This window comes from Streptomyces cyaneofuscatus, assembly GCF_042718795.1.
Lineage (GTDB): Bacteria > Actinomycetota > Actinomycetes > Streptomycetales > Streptomycetaceae > Streptomyces > Streptomyces cyaneofuscatus_A.
Genome location: NZ_JBHXOX010000002.1, coordinates 1 through 18,133 on the forward strand (window position 1 = coordinate 1; position 18,133 = coordinate 18,133).

Annotated in this window: 15 protein-coding genes; 7 read left to right on the forward strand and 8 right to left on the reverse strand. The window is 70.5% G+C overall.

Features of this window, described 5'->3' with window-relative positions; genetic code table 11:
- Positions 1-126: 126 nt before the first annotated feature.
- Both ACFWRT_RS01680 and ACFWRT_RS01685 read right to left on the reverse strand, forming a co-directional pair.
- On the reverse strand, positions 127-2,889 hold the full coding sequence (locus ACFWRT_RS01680) for a CDP-glycerol glycerophosphotransferase family protein (protein ID WP_380949573.1): 2,763 nt from the start codon (positions 2,887-2,889) through the stop codon (positions 127-129).
- A gap of 250 nt (positions 2,890-3,139) precedes the next feature.
- Positions 3,140-6,136: a bifunctional [glutamine synthetase] adenylyltransferase/[glutamine synthetase]-adenylyl-L-tyrosine phosphorylase gene (locus ACFWRT_RS01685; RefSeq protein ID WP_380949572.1), complete on the reverse strand. Its 2,997-nt coding sequence runs from the start codon at positions 6,134-6,136 to the stop codon at positions 3,140-3,142.
- 185 nt (positions 6,137-6,321) lie between these two features.
- Here ACFWRT_RS01685 and ACFWRT_RS01690 point away from each other — a divergent pair, with 185 nt between their 5' ends.
- Positions 6,322-6,843 (forward strand): pyridoxamine 5'-phosphate oxidase family protein, encoded by a 522-nt coding sequence (locus ACFWRT_RS01690; RefSeq protein WP_380949571.1) that lies wholly within the window; start codon positions 6,322-6,324, stop codon positions 6,841-6,843.
- A gap of 6 nt (positions 6,844-6,849) precedes the next feature.
- Here ACFWRT_RS01690 and ACFWRT_RS01695 read toward each other — a convergent pair whose 3' ends face one another.
- Both ACFWRT_RS01695 and ACFWRT_RS01700 read right to left on the reverse strand, forming a co-directional pair.
- Positions 6,850-7,683 (reverse strand): putative protein N(5)-glutamine methyltransferase, encoded by an 834-nt coding sequence (locus tag ACFWRT_RS01695; RefSeq protein ID WP_380949570.1) that lies wholly within the window; start codon positions 7,681-7,683, stop codon positions 6,850-6,852.
- 221 nt (positions 7,684-7,904) lie between these two features.
- On the reverse strand, positions 7,905-9,404 hold the full coding sequence (locus tag ACFWRT_RS01700) for an MFS transporter (protein WP_380949601.1): 1,500 nt from the start codon (positions 9,402-9,404) through the stop codon (positions 7,905-7,907).
- Positions 9,405-9,573: 169 nt separating this feature from the next.
- Between ACFWRT_RS01700 and ACFWRT_RS01705 the strand changes: the two genes are divergently transcribed.
- A complete protein-coding gene (locus tag ACFWRT_RS01705) occupies positions 9,574-10,173 on the forward strand; it encodes an acyl-CoA-like ligand-binding transcription factor (RefSeq protein ID WP_380949569.1) in 600 nt (199 codons plus the stop codon).
- 27 nt (positions 10,174-10,200) lie between these two features.
- On the opposite strand, the gene ACFWRT_RS01710 is transcribed toward ACFWRT_RS01705, so the two are convergent.
- Complete coding sequence (locus ACFWRT_RS01710) at positions 10,201-11,475, reverse strand: helix-turn-helix domain-containing protein (protein WP_380949568.1); 1,275 nt, start codon at positions 11,473-11,475, stop codon at positions 10,201-10,203.
- Between the two features lie 303 nt (positions 11,476-11,778).
- On the opposite strand from ACFWRT_RS01710, the gene ACFWRT_RS01715 reads away from it, so the two are divergent.
- Positions 11,779-12,033 carry a hypothetical protein gene (locus ACFWRT_RS01715; RefSeq protein ID WP_380949567.1) on the forward strand — a complete coding sequence of 85 codons (255 nt, stop codon included), beginning with the start codon at positions 11,779-11,781 and terminating at the stop codon, positions 12,031-12,033.
- Positions 12,034-12,111: 78 nt separating this feature from the next.
- Here ACFWRT_RS01715 and ACFWRT_RS01720 read toward each other — a convergent pair whose 3' ends face one another.
- Complete coding sequence (locus ACFWRT_RS01720) at positions 12,112-12,876, reverse strand: GntR family transcriptional regulator (RefSeq protein ID WP_380949566.1); 765 nt, start codon at positions 12,874-12,876, stop codon at positions 12,112-12,114.
- A gap of 157 nt (positions 12,877-13,033) precedes the next feature.
- Between ACFWRT_RS01720 and ACFWRT_RS01725 the strand changes: the two genes are divergently transcribed.
- Positions 13,034-13,372 carry a hypothetical protein gene (locus ACFWRT_RS01725; RefSeq protein WP_380949600.1) on the forward strand — a complete coding sequence of 113 codons (339 nt, stop codon included), beginning with the start codon at positions 13,034-13,036 and terminating at the stop codon, positions 13,370-13,372.
- A gap of 109 nt (positions 13,373-13,481) precedes the next feature.
- Positions 13,482-13,778, forward strand: coding sequence for a hypothetical protein (locus tag ACFWRT_RS01730; RefSeq protein ID WP_380949565.1), 297 nt, complete (start codon positions 13,482-13,484; stop codon positions 13,776-13,778).
- Between the two features lie 512 nt (positions 13,779-14,290).
- Here the strand turns inward: ACFWRT_RS01730 and ACFWRT_RS01735 are convergent.
- Positions 14,291-14,431: a hypothetical protein gene (locus tag ACFWRT_RS01735; protein WP_380949564.1), complete on the reverse strand. Its 141-nt coding sequence runs from the start codon at positions 14,429-14,431 to the stop codon at positions 14,291-14,293.
- A gap of 598 nt (positions 14,432-15,029) precedes the next feature.
- Positions 15,030-16,391: a type I glutamate--ammonia ligase gene (gene glnA, locus ACFWRT_RS01740; protein ID WP_380949563.1), complete on the reverse strand. Its 1,362-nt coding sequence runs from the start codon at positions 16,389-16,391 to the stop codon at positions 15,030-15,032.
- 242 nt (positions 16,392-16,633) lie between these two features.
- Between glnA and ACFWRT_RS01745 the strand changes: the two genes are divergently transcribed.
- Together ACFWRT_RS01745 and ACFWRT_RS01750 are read left to right on the forward strand one after the other, a co-directional pair.
- Positions 16,634-17,326, forward strand: a complete 693-nt coding sequence (locus ACFWRT_RS01745; protein WP_380949562.1) for a DUF3105 domain-containing protein — start codon at positions 16,634-16,636, stop codon at positions 17,324-17,326.
- Positions 17,323-18,018, forward strand: coding sequence for a DUF305 domain-containing protein (locus ACFWRT_RS01750; protein WP_380949561.1), 696 nt, complete (start codon positions 17,323-17,325; stop codon positions 18,016-18,018). The genes ACFWRT_RS01745 and ACFWRT_RS01750 overlap by 4 nt, the downstream gene beginning before the upstream one ends.
- Positions 18,019-18,133 lie beyond the last annotated feature (115 nt).

The window sequence follows — 18,133 nt, forward strand, 5'->3', positions numbered from 1 at the left end:
CGCCCGAGGTGTCCGAGCCGGAGCCGGTGCGGGCGGGGGCGGGGCGACGGTTGGCGTACGCGGTCCGCGGAGACCGGGGGGGGTAGGGGGTGGGGGGGGTGATCGTCACGAACACCCGCCCCTCACTCATGCGAGCATGCGGTCCACGACCCGCGCCGTAGCCAGACCGTCCCTGGGCTCGCAGAAGTCCTTCTTGAACTGGGTGTACTTGTCCCGGTACGCCGCTTCGACGGCGTCGATGCCGCGCAGGGCCTTGACCAGCTCCTCGGAGGTCTCCAGCAGCGGCCCGGGGGCCCGGGTGGTGAAGTCGAAGTACAGGCCGCGCAGCGTGTCCCGGTAGTGCTCCAGGTCGTACGTGAAGAAGAGCATCGGCTTGTCGGAGTGCGCGAAGTCGAACAGCGCCGAGGAGTAGTCCGTGATCAGCACATCGGCGACGAGGTAGAGATCGGCGATGTCCGGATAGCGGGTGACATCCCAGACGAAGCCCCGGCCGGCCCCCGGTACGTTGCCGTGCACGCTGGAGTGCTTGCGGAAGAGCAGCACGTGATCGTCACCGAGCTCGGCCTGCGCCGCGGCCAGGTCGATCCGCAGATCGAGCTTGTACAGCTTGCTCGCGTGCCGCTGGTCCTCACGCCAGGTGGGAGCGTAGAGCAACACCTTCTTGCCCTCGGGGAGCCCGAGCTGCTCCCTGACCCGCGCGGCCCGTACGTCACGGTCGGCGGCGTGGAAGATGTCGTTGCGCGGATATCCGCTCTCCAGCATCTCGCCTTCGATGGAGTACGCCCGGCGCATGATCTCCGTGGTGTGTGCGTTCGGTGACACCACGAAGTCGAACTGCCGGTAGCTGTGCGGCAGACCGGCGATGTAGGCGGGGCTCGACTGCGGAGAGCCGAGCAGGTCCTTGCCGACCTTCTTCAGCGGCGTACCGTGCCAGGTCTGCACGACCTTCTGCCCGGGGCGGGTGACGAACCAGTCACCCACCGGCGTGTTGACGACGACGTAACGGCTGCGCGCCAGCGCCTCGTACCACGCGCGGCTGCCCCAGCCCACCACCCGCGCCTCCGCCGGCATCTCCGGCAGCCCTTCGTCCTGGGTCCAGATGTGCTCGACCGCGACCCCTCGGCGTACCAGCTCGTCGTAGACGAACCGAGGTGAGTCCGAGAACTGCTTACCGCCGAAGCTGAGGTAGAGCACCGCGTCGCGCAGGGGAAGCTTGCGCTGCTCCTGGAAGTACGCCTCGCGCAGGATGCGCTGCTGGTAGGTGCCGTGCTCGTCGGGGGCGAGCAGCCGTTCCGGCTCGATGAAGATCCGGTCGAAGTTGCGGCGGTCCACGGTGAAGGCACGCGACTGTCCGGCGAAGCGCTGCGGGCCGCTGAAGCGCAGGGGCAGCTCCCCCACCTGCTCGGGACGCAAGGTCACCGGAACATCTTCGGACTTGTCCCAGGCGTCCGCGGCGCGGAAGAACAGATACCAGCGGCCGGGGCAGAGAGGGAGCGCGGGGCCGTACACCTGAGGGGCGGCCTCGGGGTCGATCCGGACCGTGAACCGCCCGTCGGCGCACTCGACCGGCAGCTCCTTCTCCTCGAAGCGGGTGCCGTGCCGCAGGATGATTTTCTTCCCGGCCGCCTCCTCACGGGGATAGGCGCCCGTGAGCACCAGCTCTCCCGCATCCGTCACGGTCATCGCGTCGACCACGGGCCGGACGGCCCGCGTGGCCAGCACCAGCCTGCCAGGCCCGTCGCGGTGGACGGCCAGCTCGCGGCCGGCGGCGAACCGGTGCCTGCCGGTCGTGAAGCCCTCGGCGAGGGGAGCCGGCCGGCCCCGGCCGTCGGCACCCTTGAACGTCACCTTGAAGGTGCGGGTCTTGATTCCCGGCAGATCGTCCGCGGTGAGCCGGTCGAGGCCGATCACCGCTCGGTAGCGCCGGACCGTGTCGGCGGAACCGGGCAGCGCGGTGAGCGGGCCGTCGAGCCGGGTGTCGCCTTCGACGACGCTCACGGCGGTGGGAGCCGCGGCGTCACTCCGCACCCGGGCGACCAGCACCAGCTCGCCGTCCACGACGGCGCAGGACTCGACCTCGACCGGGGGCTGCTGCACCGTGATGCTCACCCCCTCCTTGGTGAACCCCACCACGAGACGTGAGCCGTCCGCCAGATGACGCACCTGGTTGTGCCCGGCCGTCCCCACCTCGCGCTGACGCACCCGCGCCTCGTACGTTCCGCCCGGTCCCGGTATGCCGATGTGCAGCGACCACTGACCGGCACCGTGCCCGGCGAGCTCGCGCAGCCGGCGAGCGGGGACGACGACCTCGAAGCCCGCCCGGTCGTAGGAGTGCAGCGCCTGTCCGGAGGCGACCGTCGCCTCCTCGTTCCTGGTACGGCGCAGACGCAGCTTGACGCGATCACCGGTATCAGCCTGCTCCAGCACCGCGAACCGGCCGATCATGCGGCCCGACGGACGCGGCAGGTTCGCGACGAACGCGTACCCGCCCCACACCAGATCGTCGCCGCGCCACTCGACCGAGGTGAGCTGCGCCGTCATCTTCAGGTCGGGGCGTTCGAGCGCGGTGATCCGTTCGGGCAGCGCGAGACCGCGCAGCCCCGGCAGCACCAGCCGGGGGCGCCGGCCGCCTTTCACGAGGAAGGCGCCCGGGTCCCTGCGCTGGTTCCGGACCACCTCGACGAGATCCTCGGCACGGCCCTCGGAGGCGAGGTACCACAGGACACGCTCGACCGGGCGGAGGCCGGTGAGCGCCTTCTCACCGTGGGTGTCGAGCAGTTCCCGCGCCGTGGCACGCAACTCCTCGCGCTCGGCCTCCGAGCTCTCGGGAAAGAACCGCAAGGTCCTCCGGGCTCCTGCCGATGCCAGATCGGCGAGAGACTGTGCCATGGGTAACGCCCCTCTACAACGTGCGGCCAACTCCAAGCCATCGCACGGTAACCGAGTCGCTCAGGTGCCTCACACTTCGCGCGATAACGGTACGGGCACGCGCGGCTCGAATCAGTCGGCGTTGAGGGACTCGTCCCTTGAGGCGGATGCGTCGCACGGCAGCCGGCAGACGGCACCCGTCAGGCATCAGGCATCAGATAGCAGGAGGCACACGGGCCGACGGGCACACGGCAGCGCTCGCCCGCAGGCCCTAGCCCACCGCCCCGTAGAACCGCTCCTCCACCACCGCCCGCGCCCTCCGCGTGATCCGCCGGTAGTCGTCCAGCATGTCCCCGACGTGCCCCGGCTCGTACCCCAGGTACCGCCCCACCGCGGCCAGCTCCCGAGGGTCCGACGGGAACGTGTCGCCGGACCGCCCGCGCACCAGCATCACCGCGTTCCGCACCCGCGTGGCCAGCACCCACGCCTCGTCCAGCATCTCGGCGTCCTCACCCGGGATCAGGCCCGCCGCACACGCCGCCGCCAGCGCCTCGCGCGTACGGGTCGTCCGCAGCCCCGGCTCCGCCGACCCGTGCTGCATCTGCATCAGCTGCACGGTCCACTCGACGTCGCTCAGCCCGCCCCGCCCCAGCTTCGCGTGGAGTGTGGGGTCAGCGCCGCGCGGCATCCGCTCGGACTCCATCCGCGCCTTGAGCCGGCGGATCTCGCGTACGGCGTCGTCCCCGAGCCCTTCCGCCGGATACCGCAACGGGTCCACCAGCTCGATGAAGTCGCGCCCCAACTCCTCATCGCCCGCCATGTGTTCGGCCCGGAGCAGCGCCTGGCTCTCCCAGACCAGCGACCAGCGCCGGTAGTACGCCCCGTACGACTTGAGCGTCCGGACCATCGGCCCGGTCTTGCCCTCGGGCCGCAGGTCGGCGTCGATGAGCAACGGCGGGTCGGCGGTGGGCAGTTGCAGCAGCCGCCGCATCTCCCCCACGACCGCGTTCGCCGCTCGGGCCGCCTCCTCGTCGCTCACGCCCTCGCGCGGCCGGTGCACGAAGAGGACGTCGGCGTCGGAGCCGTAACTCAGCTCGTGCCCGCCGAAGCGGCCCATGCCGATGACGGCGAACCGGGTCGGCAGGGTGTCGCCCCACTGCTCGCGTACGGCGGCCCGCAGCGCGCCCGCGATGGTGGCGGCGTTGAGGTCGGTGACGGCGGAGCCGACCCGGTCGACGAGGGCCCCGTGGTCCTGCTCGGCCGGGCTGTCCTCGGTGCCGTACGAGCCGATGATGTCGGCGGCCGTCGTACGGAACAGCTCCCGCCGCCGCACCCCGCGTACCACCGCGATCGCCGACTCCGCGCCGCCGGCGCGCCCCACCGCCGCCAGCACCTCCTGCTCCAGGTGCTCGCGGGTGCGGGGTGTGAGCCCCTCCGGGTCGCCCAGGATCGCCACCGCCTCCGGGGCCCGCATGAGGAGGTCCGGGGCGAGGCGGCCGGCGGAGAGGACCCGGGCGAGGTTCTCCGCCGCCGCGCCCTCGTCGCGCAGGAGCCGCAGGTACCACGGGGTCTTGCCGAGCGCGTCGGACACCTTCCGGAAGCCGAGGAGCCCGGCGTCCGGGTCGGCGGAGTCCGCGAACCAGCCGAGCAGCACCGGCAGCAGGGTGCGCTGGATCGCCGCCTTGCGGGAGACCCCGGAGGACAGGGCCTCCAGGTGGCGCAGGGCGGCCGCCGGGTCCGCGTACCCCAGCGCCTCCAGCCGCATCGCGGCGGCCTTCGCGCTGAGCCGGGACTCGGCGGGGGCCAACTGGGCGACGGCGTCCAGCAGCGGCCGGTAGAAGATCTTCTCGTGCAGCCGCCGCACGACGGAGGCGTGCCGCCGCCACGCCTTGTTGAGCTCGGCGACCGGGTCGGTCCGCATCCCGAGCGACCGCCCGAGCCGCCGCAGGTCCGCCTCGTCCTCGGGGACCAGGTGGGTGCGGCGCAGCCGGTAGAGCTGGATGCGGTGCTCCATGGAGCGTAGGAAGCGGTACGCCTCATCGAGCTGGGCGGCGTCCGCGCGCCCCACGTACCCGCCCTCGGCGAGCGCCCGCAGGGCCTCCAGGGTGGTCCCGCTGTGGAGCGAGGCGTCGCTGCGCCCGTGCACCAACTGGAGGAGCTGGACGGCGAATTCGACGTCCCGCAGCCCGCCGGGCCCGAGCTTCAGCTCGCGCTCGATCCGGTCGACGGGGATGTTGTCGACGACGCGGCGGCGCATCTTCTGCACGTCGGGGACGAAGTTCTCGCGGTCGGCGGCCTGCCAGACGAGCGGTGAGACGGCGTCGACGTACTCCGCGCCGAGCTCGGGGTCTCCGGCCACCGCGCGCGCCTTCAGCAGCGCCTGGAACTCCCAGGTCTTGGCCCACCGCTGGTAGTAGGCGAGGTGCGAGCTGAGGGTGCGGACGAGCGGCCCGTTGCGGCCCTCGGGCCGGAGGTTGGCGTCGACCTCCCAGATGGTGCCCTCGGCCGTGGTCTCGGAGCAGATCCGCATCATATGGGCGGCCAGCCGGGTGGCGGCCTGCATGGCCTTGTGCTCCTCGACCCCGTCGCGCGCCTCGCCGACGAAGATCACGTCGACGTCGGAGACGTAGTTCAGCTCGTGCCCGCCGCATTTGCCCATCGCGACGACGGCGAGCCGGCACTGCGCCGCGTCCTCGGGGGCCGCCGTCCGGGCGATGGCGAGGGCGGCGCGGAGGGTGGCGGTGGCGAGGTCGGCCAGTTCGGCGGCGGTCTGGGCGATGCCGGTGGTGCCGCAGACGTCGCGGGCGGCCAGGGTGAGCATGCAGCGGCGGTAGGCGACGCGCAGCGAGTCCGGGTCGACGGCGTCGGCGAGCCCGCGCTCGAACTCGGCGACGCCCGGGTGCAGGTCCACCGCCTCGTACGTGACGAGCGCCTGCCAGTCGCGCGGGTGCCGGGCCAGGTGGTCGCCGAGCGCCTCGGACGCGCCGAGCACGCCGAGGAGCCGGTCGCGCAGGGGCTTGGCGGTGATGAGGGTGTCGAGGAGCACCTGCCGCTCGCCCTCCTCCTCGGCCTCCACGAGCCGGACGAGGCCGCGCAGGGCCAGGTCGGGGTCGGCGGTGGCGCCGAGCGCCTCCAGGAGGACGGGATCGGACCGTACGGAGGCGAGGCCGTCCAGCTCCAGGAGCCGCTCGGCGGCGGACGGGTCGGTGAATCCGTGCCGCAGCAGCCTGGTGAACGTACTGCTCCTGCGCCCCGGCACCGTCGTCATTGCCCGCTCTCCTGCCGCCCGACCCGATCTGCGTCTCCGCCGGTACGCCGCTCCCTCGCCGCGCCCAGTTCTCCGAGCGTAGTCCTGTACCGATGACTTCGGTGCGGGGGCGGAGTCCACCCACCGGGTGAAGCACCTGACAGCGCCCTGACAGCACCCCTGACACCGCATCCGACGGAGGAATCATGTCCACCACCCAGCAGCCCCCGACGACCGAGCTGGACGCCCGCTACAGCAGCGAGGGCGCGACGGCCCGCTCATGGCCGGAGGTGGCGGCCCTGCTGGGCGCGGCCCCGCTGTACTGGCTCTCCACGGTCCGCCCCGACGGCCGCCCCCACGTCACCCCGCTCATCGGCGTCTGGTCACAGGGCGCTCTCCACTTCTGTACGGGCCCGGCGGAACGCAAGGCGCGCAACCTCGCGGCCAACCCCGAGGTGGTCCTGACGACGGGGGCCAACACCCTCGACTCCGGCCTCGACGTGGTGGTCGAGGGCCCGGCGGACCGGGTGACGGACCACGGCCGGCTGACGGCGCTGGCCCGGGAGTGGGAGGAGAAGTACGGCGCCGACTGGCACTTCGACGTCGCGGACGGCAGCTTCGTCCAGGCGGAGGCGGGCCACGCCCACGTGTTCGCGGTCCACCCCCGTACGGTGTTCGGCTTCGGCAAGGGGGAGCCGTACAGCCAGACGCGCCACCGCTTCAGCTGACCGGCCTCAGGTGAGCGAACTCAGTTCACCGGCCTCAGGCGACCGTGTCCGGGCCGTACCGATGAGGACGGTGGCGTACAGCGCCTCGCAGACCTCCACGCGCGGGACGAGTCCGGCGCGGCGGAGAATGCGCACGGCCGCGTCCCGCTGCCGCTCACTGGCCTCCACCAGCAGGCTGCCGCCCGGGGCGAGCCACCCGGGGGCCTCGGCGGCGACCCGGCGCATGACGTCGAGGCCGTCGCCGCCGCCGTCGAGGGCGACCCGGGGTTCGTGGACGCGGGCCTCGGCGGGAAGCAGCTCGACATCGGCGGTCGGCACGTACGGAACGTTGGCCAGCAGCACGTCGACGCGGCCGCGCAGGGCGGCGGGAAGGGGGTCGAACAGGTCGCCCTCGTAGACCTGCCCCAGGTCACCGACGTTGCGCCGGGCGCACCGTACGGCGGCGGGTTCGACGTCGCAGGCGTACAGGTCGACCCGGCCCAGGGCGGTGGACGCCTCGGTGGCGAGGGCGACGCCGAGCGCTCCGGAGCCGCAGCAGAGGTCGACGACGACGGCCCGCTCCGGGGCGACGGCGGCCGCCTGCGCCACCAGGAACTCGGTACGCCGGCGGGGCACGAAGACACCCGCGTCCACGGCAAGGCGTCGGCCGCGGAACTCGGCCCAGCCCAGGACGTGTTCGAGCGGAAGCCCGGCGACGCGGTGCTCGACGAGCGAGGACAGGTGACCGGGGGAAGCGGCGGCCTCATGGAGAAGGGCGGCCTCGTCCTCGGCAAAGACACATCCGGCGCGACGCAGGGCGTCGACGGTGGCGGAGAAGGAACTCACGGGGTGAACCGACATGCGGGGGAACGCCTTTCGGGAAATCCGATGGGCGCTCCGCGATCGGTTCGAGCCGTCCGGCCGACTTACTGCGGCCTGTCGACGCGATCGTGCGAGGTGAGCACCCGGCCTGATCCAGCGGTAATGGGTCTCACCTCCTCGGTCCGTCCCCGTACCGGTGCACGGGGGGTGGTAACACTACAACAGCCCGCGCCGGGTGGCGCGGGCTGCTGTCCGACCGGCTACAGGTCCACGCTGTCCCGCAGCTTGGTCGGCGTGAGGAACAACGACGCGACAACACCGACCACCGCGATACAGGCCGAGATGAGGAAGATGTGCCCGGTGGCGTCCCCGTAGGCGGCCCGGACGACCTCCTGGATCTGCGGCGGCATGGCGGCGACGTTCAGGGTGGACCCGCCGGAGCCGGAGGCGGCCGGATCGATGCCCATCCGGGTGAGCCCGTCGGCGATCTTGTTCGCGACCTGGTGGGCGAGGACCGCGCCGAGGACGGAGACGCCCATGGTTCCGCCGAGGGAGCGGAAGAAGGTGATGGCCCCGCTGGCCGCGCCGATCTCGCTGAGGGGCACGGTGTTCTGGAGGACGAGCACCAGATTCTGCATGGACATACCGACGCCGACCCCCACACCGAGCATCCCCAAGGACACGGCGACGAGGGGCGTTTCGTGATCGATGAAGGAGAGCCCGAAGAAGCCGAGGGCGAGAACGACGACACCGGCGACGATGTACGGCTTGACCTTGCCGGTCTTGGAGACGAGGCGTCCGGCGACGGTGGAGGAGACGAGGACGCCCGCCATGAGCGGGATGGTGAGGAGCCCCGCCTCGGTCGGTGAGTAGCCGCGCCCGATCTGGAAGTACTGGCCGAGGAAGACCGCGCCGCCGAACATCGCCATGCCGACGGCGAGGCTCGCGACGATGGCGAGGGCGGGATCGCGGCGCCGGACGACGTGCAGCGGGACCACGGGCTCCTTGACGCGCGCCTCGACGACGACGGCTGCGCCGAGGATGACGACACTCCCGCCGACCATGAGGCCGGTCTGCCAGGAGACCCAGTCGAAGTCGCCGCCGACGAAGGTGACCCAGAGGAGCAGGAGGCTGACGCCGGCGGCGATGAGCGAGGCGCCGAGGTAGTCGACCTTGGTGTCGGGCCGGCGGACCTCGGCGAGGTGGAGGGTGCGGGCCAGCATCACGGAGGCGAGCAGGGTGAAGGGCACGGCGATGAAGAAGCACCAGCGCCAGCCGAGCCAGGAGGCATCGGTGATGAACCCGCCGAGCAGCGGCCCGCCGACGGTGGCGACGGCCATGACACCGCCGAGGTAGCCGTTGTAGCGGCCGCGCTCCTTGGGGCTGATCATCGCGGCGATGATCACCTGGACGAGCACCTGGAGCGCGCCCATGCCGAGCCCCTGGACGGCGCGGAAGGCGATGAGCTGCTCGGTGGACTGAGCAAAGCCGCAGGCGACGGACGAGACGATGAAGAGGCCGATGGCTATCTGGAGCAGCAGCTTCTTGCTGAAGAGGTCGGCGAGCTTGCCCCAGATCGGGGTGGAGGCGGTGGAGGCCAGCAGGGTCGCGGTGACGACCCAGGTGTACTGCGACTGGGTGCCGTCGAGGGACCCGATGATCTGCGGGAGCGCGACCGAGACCACGGTGGTGCTGATCATGGCGACGAACAGCACGATGAGCAGCCCGCTGAGGGCCCGCAGGACGTGGCGGTGGTCCATCGGTACGGGGGCGGGTGCGGGTGCCCCGGCCGGGGCGGCGGTGGTGTGTGCTGCGCTCACGCGCAACCTCCGGAAGGTTCGTACGTAGGGGATAAGGCTTCACCATACATGCACACTGAGCAATTTTGCCCACTGAGCAACAATTTTACCCCCGGGGGATAATGCCCCCATGGACAGCAGCACCGCGGGCCCGGGACTCCGGGAACGCAAGAAGGAAGCCACCCGGCAGGCCGTGCACGAGGCGACCCTGCGCCTGACCGTGGAGCACGGCTTCGACCAGGTGACGGTGGAGGCGGTGGCGGACGCGGCCGGGATCTCCCGCCGGACGTTCTCGAACTACTTCACCAACAAGGAGGACGCCCTCCTCTACGGCGAGGAGCAGCAGATCAGGGCCCTGGTCCGCACGGTCCAGGGCCGCCCCGCCGACGAACCGGCCTGGCCGGCCCTGCGCGCGGCGGTGGCCCAGTTCGCGGAACGCGTCGCACCTCCGGAGCGCGACTGGGCGGTCCGCACCCGCCTGGCGATGCGCCACCCGTCTCTCTTGGCCCGCCAGTTGGCCAACCACGCGGCCCTGGAACGCGACCTGGCCGAAGCGGTGGCCGCCCGCCCGGGCCCGACGTCGGCCCCGGTCCGCCCGATCGTGCTGGCGGCGGGGTTCCTCGCCTCGCTGCGGATCGCGATGCGGATGTGGATCGAGGAGGACCTGGCCCGGGAGCCGGCGGCGGTGATCGACGAGGTGCTGGACGAGATGGGGCGGGGGTTCGGGTGAAGGAGCGACACTTTCGGCGCTGCGGCCTCAGCGGCTCGTCAAGGCATCGCGCAGGGTGCTCCCCGGGCGCCCGGGAAGCGACTGGCACAACGACTCGACCCTTGAGCGGACCAGACCGTCGCAGTATGCCGCAGGCAGCCGCATCCATGCGGTGACGGCAAGGTCGGCAGCGGCAACCGGATCACCGTCCGCCCGAACACAGGCCGCACGGTCGACGGCGATCAGCGCCCGGGTCATGGCCGACGGGGACGCGGTGAGCGCGAGAGCGGACTCCTGCTCGGCATAGGCCTCGCGGGTCCGCCCCATCAGGGTGAACGCCTGGGAGAGGTGCACATGGTGCTTCTGCGGCGGATAGCCGAACCAGGTATCGGCCCCCTGTACGGAGTCGAGCCGCGCGGCCGCAGCACGGGCCTCGGCAACCGCTCGCAACGCCCCTTCCCTGTCTCCGACGGAGGCGAGCGACCGAGCGGTGACCGCTGCGGCCAAGGCACCGGCCGCGCTAGGGGACCGGCCGGCTTCGGCCCGGGCGCGGACGGCCATCGTCGCGGCGGCGTGCGGAGCACCGTAGTTGAGCGGCACCATCGCATGGCGGCTCAGCACCCAGGCGAGCATCTGCCGGTCACCGGATTCGCGCGGCGCCTGCTCGGCCGTGGCGAACCAGCCGACCGCGTCGCGTTGATCGCCCCGATCATGCTGAATGATGGCCACCAACCCGGTGATGCCGGCGGCCGTACGCGCCAAGTCCTTTCGCACAGAGGCAGGATGGGGACGGCCGAACATCTCCCGCAGCAGGTCGAGATCAGCCTTCATCTGCCCCAGCACCTCGTTCGGCGGACGCCCTCGATACCCGCCGCGGTGACGTTCGAAGGCCCCACTCAGATAGGCGAGATCGCCGCCGTCCGCAGTGGACAGACCGGCATTGATGCCTTGCCGCGCCTCCGCGATGTCGGGTAGCCCGGCCATTCCGGTGGCCGCCGCCACACCGAGGAACTTCCGTCGGTCCACTGCCGAGCCCTCCTCCCGCGCTTCCTCATCGATCAGCCGGTGAAGCCTTCGTCGGCGCCGACTGGCCACGACCGCGCGAACGATCTCCTCCGTCGACGTGCCGTAGCACTCGGCAAGGAGTGCGTGCCACATCGGCGTGGGCAGGCGCTTCCCAGTCTCCCACCGCTTCAGGTTCTCCGGGTCGAACCACTTCCCGCCCTGGGCCGCCTGTAAGACCGCGGCCTGCTCTTCACGCGTCAGACCAGCAGCTTCCCGAATTCCCCTCAGCAGCGCGCCGATGCCTTCCGGTGCCATCATCGCCGGTCCCCCAAGCTTCTGGAAGTTCCGTGCCGGATTCTGACCCCCCCCCAAGGCGGCCCCCTGCGGGAATGTGCACCACTGGATGGCCCAGGACCTCTTGCCGTCAACGGAGTTGACTCAACACCAGCAGACAGGACGGCCATGCGAAGGGGGACCTTTCCCGTTGGCGAGTCGCCCATCCGTCCGCAGGTCATCTCGTCTTCCGCCGAAGGGGTCACCCGTGAAGCGTGTGAACAGCGAGAGCTTCTTCCTGGTACGCGCTCCCACTTCGGTTGCCCGGACGCCGAAAGCGGTCGAGGCATGGTCCTTGTCGAGCACTTGGCGATCGCCTGTGGCGCCGAGAACACCGTGTACGGCAAACGGGTCTGGGCAGAGCTGGCCCTGCCACCGCGACGGACACCCGGTCAGCGCTTGATCGATCCGCTTCGCAGCGCGGCGGCAGCGATCGCCCGCCGGCTCCCGGCCTTCGCGGGGCTCCGGCAACGGCGCGCGGAATTCGGGATCACGACAGGCATGCGCGCCCACATCACGGGCCGGCCGGTCATCACAGCCTGACAGGCCGGAGGCGGCTCACCGCGCTGTCGCGCAGGAGCCGCCCTCGGAGGACGGCTCTCACCGAGAACCGTCCACCGCTCAGAACCGGGAGTCGTCGACGTCGATCTCGTACGCGATCTCCCAGCGGATGTCCGGGACGATGATGTCGGCGGTCTCCACCGGACGGCCCTCCGAGTCGAAGTAGATGCGCTCCAGTTGGGTGACCAGGTCGCCCACGGAGATGTTGAGGAAGTTGGCCTGCTCGCGCGTGGCGCGGGCCGGTCGTGGCATTTCGAGGGCGGTGGAGATGTCCACGTTGATGGAGCGCATACGGGCGACCACGCCGATCTTGCCCCGCGGCCCCATCTCCGGGAGCAGCACCTCCGTACCGCCGGTGATGGCCATCGGCTCCCAGCTCGTGGCGAGTTGCGCCGGCTGACCGTCCGCGAGGAACTCGTAGTGGGTCATGACGCAGAGGTCGCCGGGCTCGATCGCCAGCCGGGCGGCGATGTCATCCGTGGCGGGGACCCGTGCCCGGCTGTTGCACTCCCAGGTGCCATCGCCGCCCTGGTCCTTCAGGCCGGCACGGAACGGGGAGCCGGTCCGCTCCTGACGGAGGCGTGAGCGGACCATCCTGAGGCGCTGGCGGGCTTTGCGGACGTAGGTACCGGAACCGGCGCGACCTTCGAGGATGCCCTCGATGATCAGGCGTTCCATGGCCCGTTGGGCGACGGAGTGGCCGACTCCGTACTCCTCGGCGAACCGGGCGCGGGACGGCAGCTTGTCACCGACGGCCCATTCACCCGACAGCACCCGGGTACGGATCTTGTCGGCCACCTGCAAGTACGGGGTATCGCGAGGCATTTCGGCGGCTCCGTGAGGGTGCGGCGTTCAGGGCTCGATATTGACAAAGCTAACCCATCAGGTTGAAGCTGAATATTCAGCATTACATGGAGTGACATCGACTTCGCAGGGGAGAAGTGTGCGCTCAGCACAAGCGCGGGCAGCGGCACTGACCGGCATGCTCACCGCCGCCATCGGCACCGAGCCGCGCGTAGCCGACACCGAGGCCGGCATCCGTGTCGAAGCGGACCTCCCCACCGAGCTCACCGAGGCCGAGCACACGGCGGTCCTCGCCGCCCTGGCCACGGCCGATCACTTCGGGCACACCCTCACCCGCACCGCCGAATTCGTCTGGGCCGAGATCAGCAGAGAGGCGACCGTGACCACGACCGAATCCCCCGACGCGGCCTACCGCGACCTGCTGGCCCACACGACGACGTGCGGCGACTGCCGCGCGGGCTCGGTCTGCTCCACCGCGGCGAAGCTCGTCCGCGCGTGGCGCGAGACCCGCGCATAGGGGCCCGACCGCCGAGCGCCACCACCGGCCCACTCCCTCAGAGACGGAGACATCTCATGCGTACGCCCGCCCCTCATGCCTTACTTCCGGCCCGGCCCGGGAGGCACCGATGATCACCCTGTCCGCCACGGACGTCCGCACGTGCGAGGCCTGCTGGACCGCCCCGGTCACGGCGGCCCGCCACACGGAGACCGGCCGCGACCTGCTCTGCGAGGAGTGCGCGGCGGGCGACTACCCGCGCCGCGTGGACCTGTTCCCCCCGCTCGGCATCTACGGCCTGCCACCCCGCAGGTTGCGGATCGACGGCAGGCACAGGGAAGGCCCCCCGGAGCCCCCACCCAACCCGGGTCCGCCGCTGCCCAACCCCCCGCCAAAGCCTTCGCCGCCGGGGACACCGCCGGTGTAGACCCCCGACGCACAACGCGAACCTGACGTCCACGCCACCCACAGAAGGAGAGACCCCGGGACGGACTGATGTCAGTGGTCTCGGGTAACGTGGACGCCCCACAAACGGAACCACCCACTCCGGGTGTGGAGTCCGGAGCATTACGGACTAAGCGCTACACAGGGGTCGCTCGACCGTGTGTGCTTTAGGTCACTCAAACCGAGTGACTTGCGTCACAAATCGGCCTACGAAATCCCATTGAGCAGCATCCTTCCCGGTTTCTACGAACGGGTCGCACTGATCAACATGCGATCCCCGGGTGCACATTGCCCGCAAAGCAAGGCAAGATGGGGGCGTCGCCCGGGCCCGAATGTGATGTGAATCACTCTTCCGGGCATTGCGGTACCAGTCAGTAGGCCGTTCGGCATCGAACACAAGGAAGGCCCCACCCGCGCCCGCGAAGCACTAGGTGAGGCCCTCCCGTACACCGACTGCAGCGAAGGCCCCGGCCGTTCAGGTCGGGGCTTTTCGCGTCAGAGGAGCAGATCCCTCACGGCGCGATACGCCGCGTAGATCGGCCCCAGCCATCGGGCGGTCCGGTAGGCCCGGTCCCGCTGGCCGCAGTCCTGATGCTCTCCCTTTGGCCGGGATTTCTTGATCTTCTTCTTGGCCATTCGGAGAACTCACCCTCTCTTCCGATGGGTCTGCGCTGTTCGCAGAACCCGCCTGATGGGGCCCACAAGGATCGTGGACTCCGCGGGAGGCACGAGAATTCCGAGCCCTCAGAGCGAGTGAGTGGGCCGTACTCTACCCGGGTGACGGGCACCGCGCGTTCCCGTCAACACGTCACCCGATCAGACCTCTTGGGGCACTCGGTGCCCAGAGGGGCTGATTCGAGTGGCACGGAGAGCCACCGCGTGGTCACTCCAAGCCCCCTAGCTGCGAACCTTTGTGACGGTACGTCGAACGCGGAGACGCAGTTCCCGACCGCTGAGTTGCCAACGTCACATGGGCAGCACACAACAAGTGAGTTCCGGCCCCGGAAAGGCCCGTGTCGGGACCAAGTTGAGCCAGTTCGCTGTCCGGTCGTGAGCAACCGTTGTCCGATTTCCTACGCTCCGGGCCTGATGCAGGTTGCGCCAGGCGGTGAGGAGGGCAGGCGTACCGCGCTACGGGAGCCGTCACCGACCCCACGGCTCGGGCGGCCCGTAGGACCCCGGACATGCCGCCGGGCTGGTAGCCGATCGGCCACCAGCCCGGAGTATCGGTCGATCACAGCACCGGCAGCAGGTTCTTCAGCTCGAAGGCCGTCACCTCGCTGCGGTACTCCTCCCACTCCTGCTTCTTGTTGCGGAGGAAGAAGTCGAAGACGTGCTCACCCAGCGTTTCGGCGACCAGTTCGCTCTTCTCCATCAGGGAGATCGCCTCGCCCAGGTTCTGCGGGAGCGGTTCGATGCCCATCGCGCGGCGTTCCGCGTCGGAGAGGGCCCAGACGTCGTCGTCGGCGCCGGCCGGGAGTTCGTAGCCCTCCTCGATGCCCTTGAGGCCTGCGGCGAGCAGGACGGCGTAGGTGAGGTACGGGTTGGCGCCGGAGTCGATGGAGCGGACCTCTACGCGGGCCGAGCCCGTCTTGCCGGGCTTGTACATCGGGACGCGGATCAGGGCGGAGCGGTTGTTGTGGCCCCAGCAGATGTACGAGGGGGCCTCGCCGCCCGCTCCGGCGGCGCGGGAGGAGCCGCCCCAGATGCGCTTGTAGGAGTTGACCCACTGGTTGGTGACCGCCGAGATCTCCGCCGCGTGCGTCAGCAGGCCCGCGATGAACGAGCGGCCCACCTTGGAGAGCTGGTACTCCGCGCCCGACTCGTAGAACGCGTTGCGGTCGCCCTCGAAGAGCGAGAGGTGGGTGTGCATGCCCGAACCCGGGTGCTCCGAGAACGGCTTCGGCATGAACGTGGCCTGCACGCCCTGCTCCAGTGCCACCTGCTTCATCACCAGGCGGAACGTCATGATGTTGTCCGCCGTCGACAGCGCGTCCGCGTAGCGGAGGTCGATCTCCTGCTGACCCGGGGCGCCCTCGTGGTGGCTGAACTCCACCGAGATGCCCATCGATTCCAGCATCGTGATCGCCTGGCGGCGGAAGTCCATGCCCACGTTCTGCGGCGTGTGGTCGAAGTAGCCCGAGCTGTCCGCCGGGGTCGGGCGCGTGCCGTCGACCGGCTTGTTCTTCAGGAGGAAGAACTCGATCTCGGGGTGGGTGTAGAAGGTGAAGCCGAGGTCGGACGTCTTGGCGAGGATGCGCTTCAGGACATAGCGCGGGTCCGCGAAGGACGGGGAGCCGTCCGGCATCAGGATGTCGCAGAACATCCGCGCGGTGCCCGGCGCCTCCGCGCGCCACGGCAGGATCTGGAAGGTGCCCGGGTCCGGCTTGGCGATCATGTCCGATTCGTACACCCGGGCGAAGCCCTCGATCGCCGAGCCGTCGAAGCCGATGCCCTCGTCGAAGGCCTGCTCCAGCTCGGCCGGGGCCACGGCGACGGACTTGAGGAACCCGAGGACGTCGGTGAACCACAGCCGCACGAAGCGGATGTCGCGCTCCTCAAGGGTCCTGAGGACGAATTCCTGCTGCTTGTCCATTGCCACATCCTTGCAGTTCAGACGGTCCGTGCACCACCGCCCGGGGTAGGGGGACACTTCAGTATCGCGACCCGGGATTTCCCCCAGATTACGCACACGGTGTGAGAGAGAGCACTCGGCCACCCACTACGATCGGCGACCGTGGCGCGCGACAGCCGCGACGGCTTCCCCGCCCGCCCGCGCCCATCGGTCGTCGGACCGGCCACCGCCTCTCCCGCCCCTTCGCAGAAGGACTCGTCGCCATGAGTTTCGGCCCCAGCGATCCCCTGTACGCCACCCCGCCCCAGCAGCCCTCCGACGGTGCGCGCTCCACCCGTAACCGGGCCATCGCCATAGGGCTCAGCGCCGCCGTCGTGGCCGGTCTGGCCGTTTTCGGTACGTACATGGTGCTGGAGACCTCCGAGGCCAAGGAGAACCGGAGCAGCAGTTCCCCCGGGCAGGACGACAAGCCGTCCGGCGGCGGCGACGGCGATAGCGGTGGGACCATCGCTGGGCTCAAGTCCTGGGACGCGGAGTCGCTCGGGCGCAACCATGCGCCCGGGGACGTGGATTATCCGATGGCGCCTCCCGTCGGCGGCGACCACAACGCGTCCTGGCTCAACTGCGACGGCGACGTATACGAAAAGGCCGTCCCCGACGTCAACGCGGTGCACTCCCTGGAGCACGGCGCGGTCTGGGTCACCTACAACACCGAGGCCGACGACGCCGACGTCACCAAGCTCGCCGAGCGCGTCCGGAGCACCCCGTTCACCCTCATGAGCCCGTACGCCGGCCAGGAAGGCGCCATCACGCTCACCGCCTGGGGCAAGCAGGTCACCGTCGACAGCGCCGACGACCGGCGCGTCGACCAGTTCCTCGCGCAGTACGTCCAGGGGCCGCAGACCCCCGAGCCCGGCGCCCCCTGCACCGGCGGGCTGGAGACGACGCAGTCATGACCGCCGAGGCCGTACGGAAGGCCGGAAGCGAGGGCGAGGGGCGGGGCCGGACGCGTCGTGTGCGGTGGGTGGCCGGTGGCGTGGTGGTCCTTGCCCTGCTTCTCGCCGGGGTCGCCGCTGTCGCCTCCGCGCGTGGGGAGGAGGAGCCGCGTGTGCCCGGTGCCGATTCCGCCGATGCCGGGTTCGCCCGGGACATGGCCGTCCACCACCAGCAGGCCGTGGAGATGTCCTTCATCGTCCGCGACCGTACGGACGACGAGGACGTACGCCGGCTCGCCTACGACATCGCCAACACCCAGGCCAACCAGCGCGGCATGCTGCTCGGCTGGCTCGATCTGTGGGAGCTGCCCAAGGTCGCCCCGGGTGGAGCCGGTCCCATGGCGTGGATGGGGAGTGGGGACAGCCACGGTGATCATGCGGTGGGCAGTGGCGTCGGGCTCATGCCGGGGATGGCCACCGAGGACGAGCTCAAACGGCTCGGGCGCCTGAACGGTGAGCAGGCCGAGGTCTTCTTCCTTCAGTTGATGACCGACCACCACACGGGTGGCGTCTCCATGGCCGAGGCGTGTGTGTCGCTGTGTGCCGTGCCCGTGGAGAAGCGGCTCGCCAAGGGGATGGTCGAAGGGCAGCAGTCGGAGTTGGGGCTCATGCGCGACATGCTGGCCGCGCGTGGGGCCACGCCCCGTACCTGAGCGGGATACGCGTCAGCGCCCGGTCCCGTCTCAGCGCACCCGAACGGGTGATTGCGGTCGCGGGGGCCGGGCGCGCCGATGACGATGGGTTGCGCTCGGGGCCGTACGGCAGTGC

Excerpts from the sequence above, each read along its gene's own strand:
- ACFWRT_RS01695 (WP_380949570.1), bottom strand. The coding sequence starts at position 7,683 with ATGTCGGTTCACCCCGTGAGTTCCTTCTCCGCCACCGTCGACGCCCTG.
- ACFWRT_RS01725 (WP_380949600.1), top strand. The coding sequence starts at position 13,034 with ATGCTCACCGCCGCCATCGGCACCGAGCCGCGCGTAGCCGACACCGAG.
- ACFWRT_RS01750 (WP_380949561.1), top strand. The coding sequence starts at position 17,323 with ATGACCGCCGAGGCCGTACGGAAGGCCGGAAGCGAGGGCGAGGGGCGG.
- ACFWRT_RS01715 (WP_380949567.1), top strand. The coding sequence starts at position 11,779 with ATGGTCCTTGTCGAGCACTTGGCGATCGCCTGTGGCGCCGAGAACACC.
- ACFWRT_RS01680 (WP_380949573.1), bottom strand. The coding sequence starts at position 2,889 with ATGGCACAGTCTCTCGCCGATCTGGCATCGGCAGGAGCCCGGAGGACC.
- ACFWRT_RS01700 (WP_380949601.1), bottom strand. The coding sequence starts at position 9,404 with ATGGACCACCGCCACGTCCTGCGGGCCCTCAGCGGGCTGCTCATCGTG.
- glnA (WP_380949563.1), bottom strand. The coding sequence starts at position 16,391 with ATGGACAAGCAGCAGGAATTCGTCCTCAGGACCCTTGAGGAGCGCGAC.
- ACFWRT_RS01745 (WP_380949562.1), top strand. The coding sequence starts at position 16,634 with ATGAGTTTCGGCCCCAGCGATCCCCTGTACGCCACCCCGCCCCAGCAG.
- ACFWRT_RS01705 (WP_380949569.1), top strand. The coding sequence starts at position 9,574 with ATGGACAGCAGCACCGCGGGCCCGGGACTCCGGGAACGCAAGAAGGAA.
- ACFWRT_RS01685 (WP_380949572.1), bottom strand. The coding sequence starts at position 6,136 with ATGACGACGGTGCCGGGGCGCAGGAGCAGTACGTTCACCAGGCTGCTG.
- ACFWRT_RS01720 (WP_380949566.1), bottom strand. The coding sequence starts at position 12,876 with ATGCCTCGCGATACCCCGTACTTGCAGGTGGCCGACAAGATCCGTACC.
- ACFWRT_RS01690 (WP_380949571.1), top strand. The coding sequence starts at position 6,322 with ATGTCCACCACCCAGCAGCCCCCGACGACCGAGCTGGACGCCCGCTAC.
- ACFWRT_RS01710 (WP_380949568.1), bottom strand. The coding sequence starts at position 11,475 with ATGATGGCACCGGAAGGCATCGGCGCGCTGCTGAGGGGAATTCGGGAA.
- ACFWRT_RS01735 (WP_380949564.1), bottom strand. The coding sequence starts at position 14,431 with ATGGCCAAGAAGAAGATCAAGAAATCCCGGCCAAAGGGAGAGCATCAG.
- ACFWRT_RS01730 (WP_380949565.1), top strand. The coding sequence starts at position 13,482 with ATGATCACCCTGTCCGCCACGGACGTCCGCACGTGCGAGGCCTGCTGG.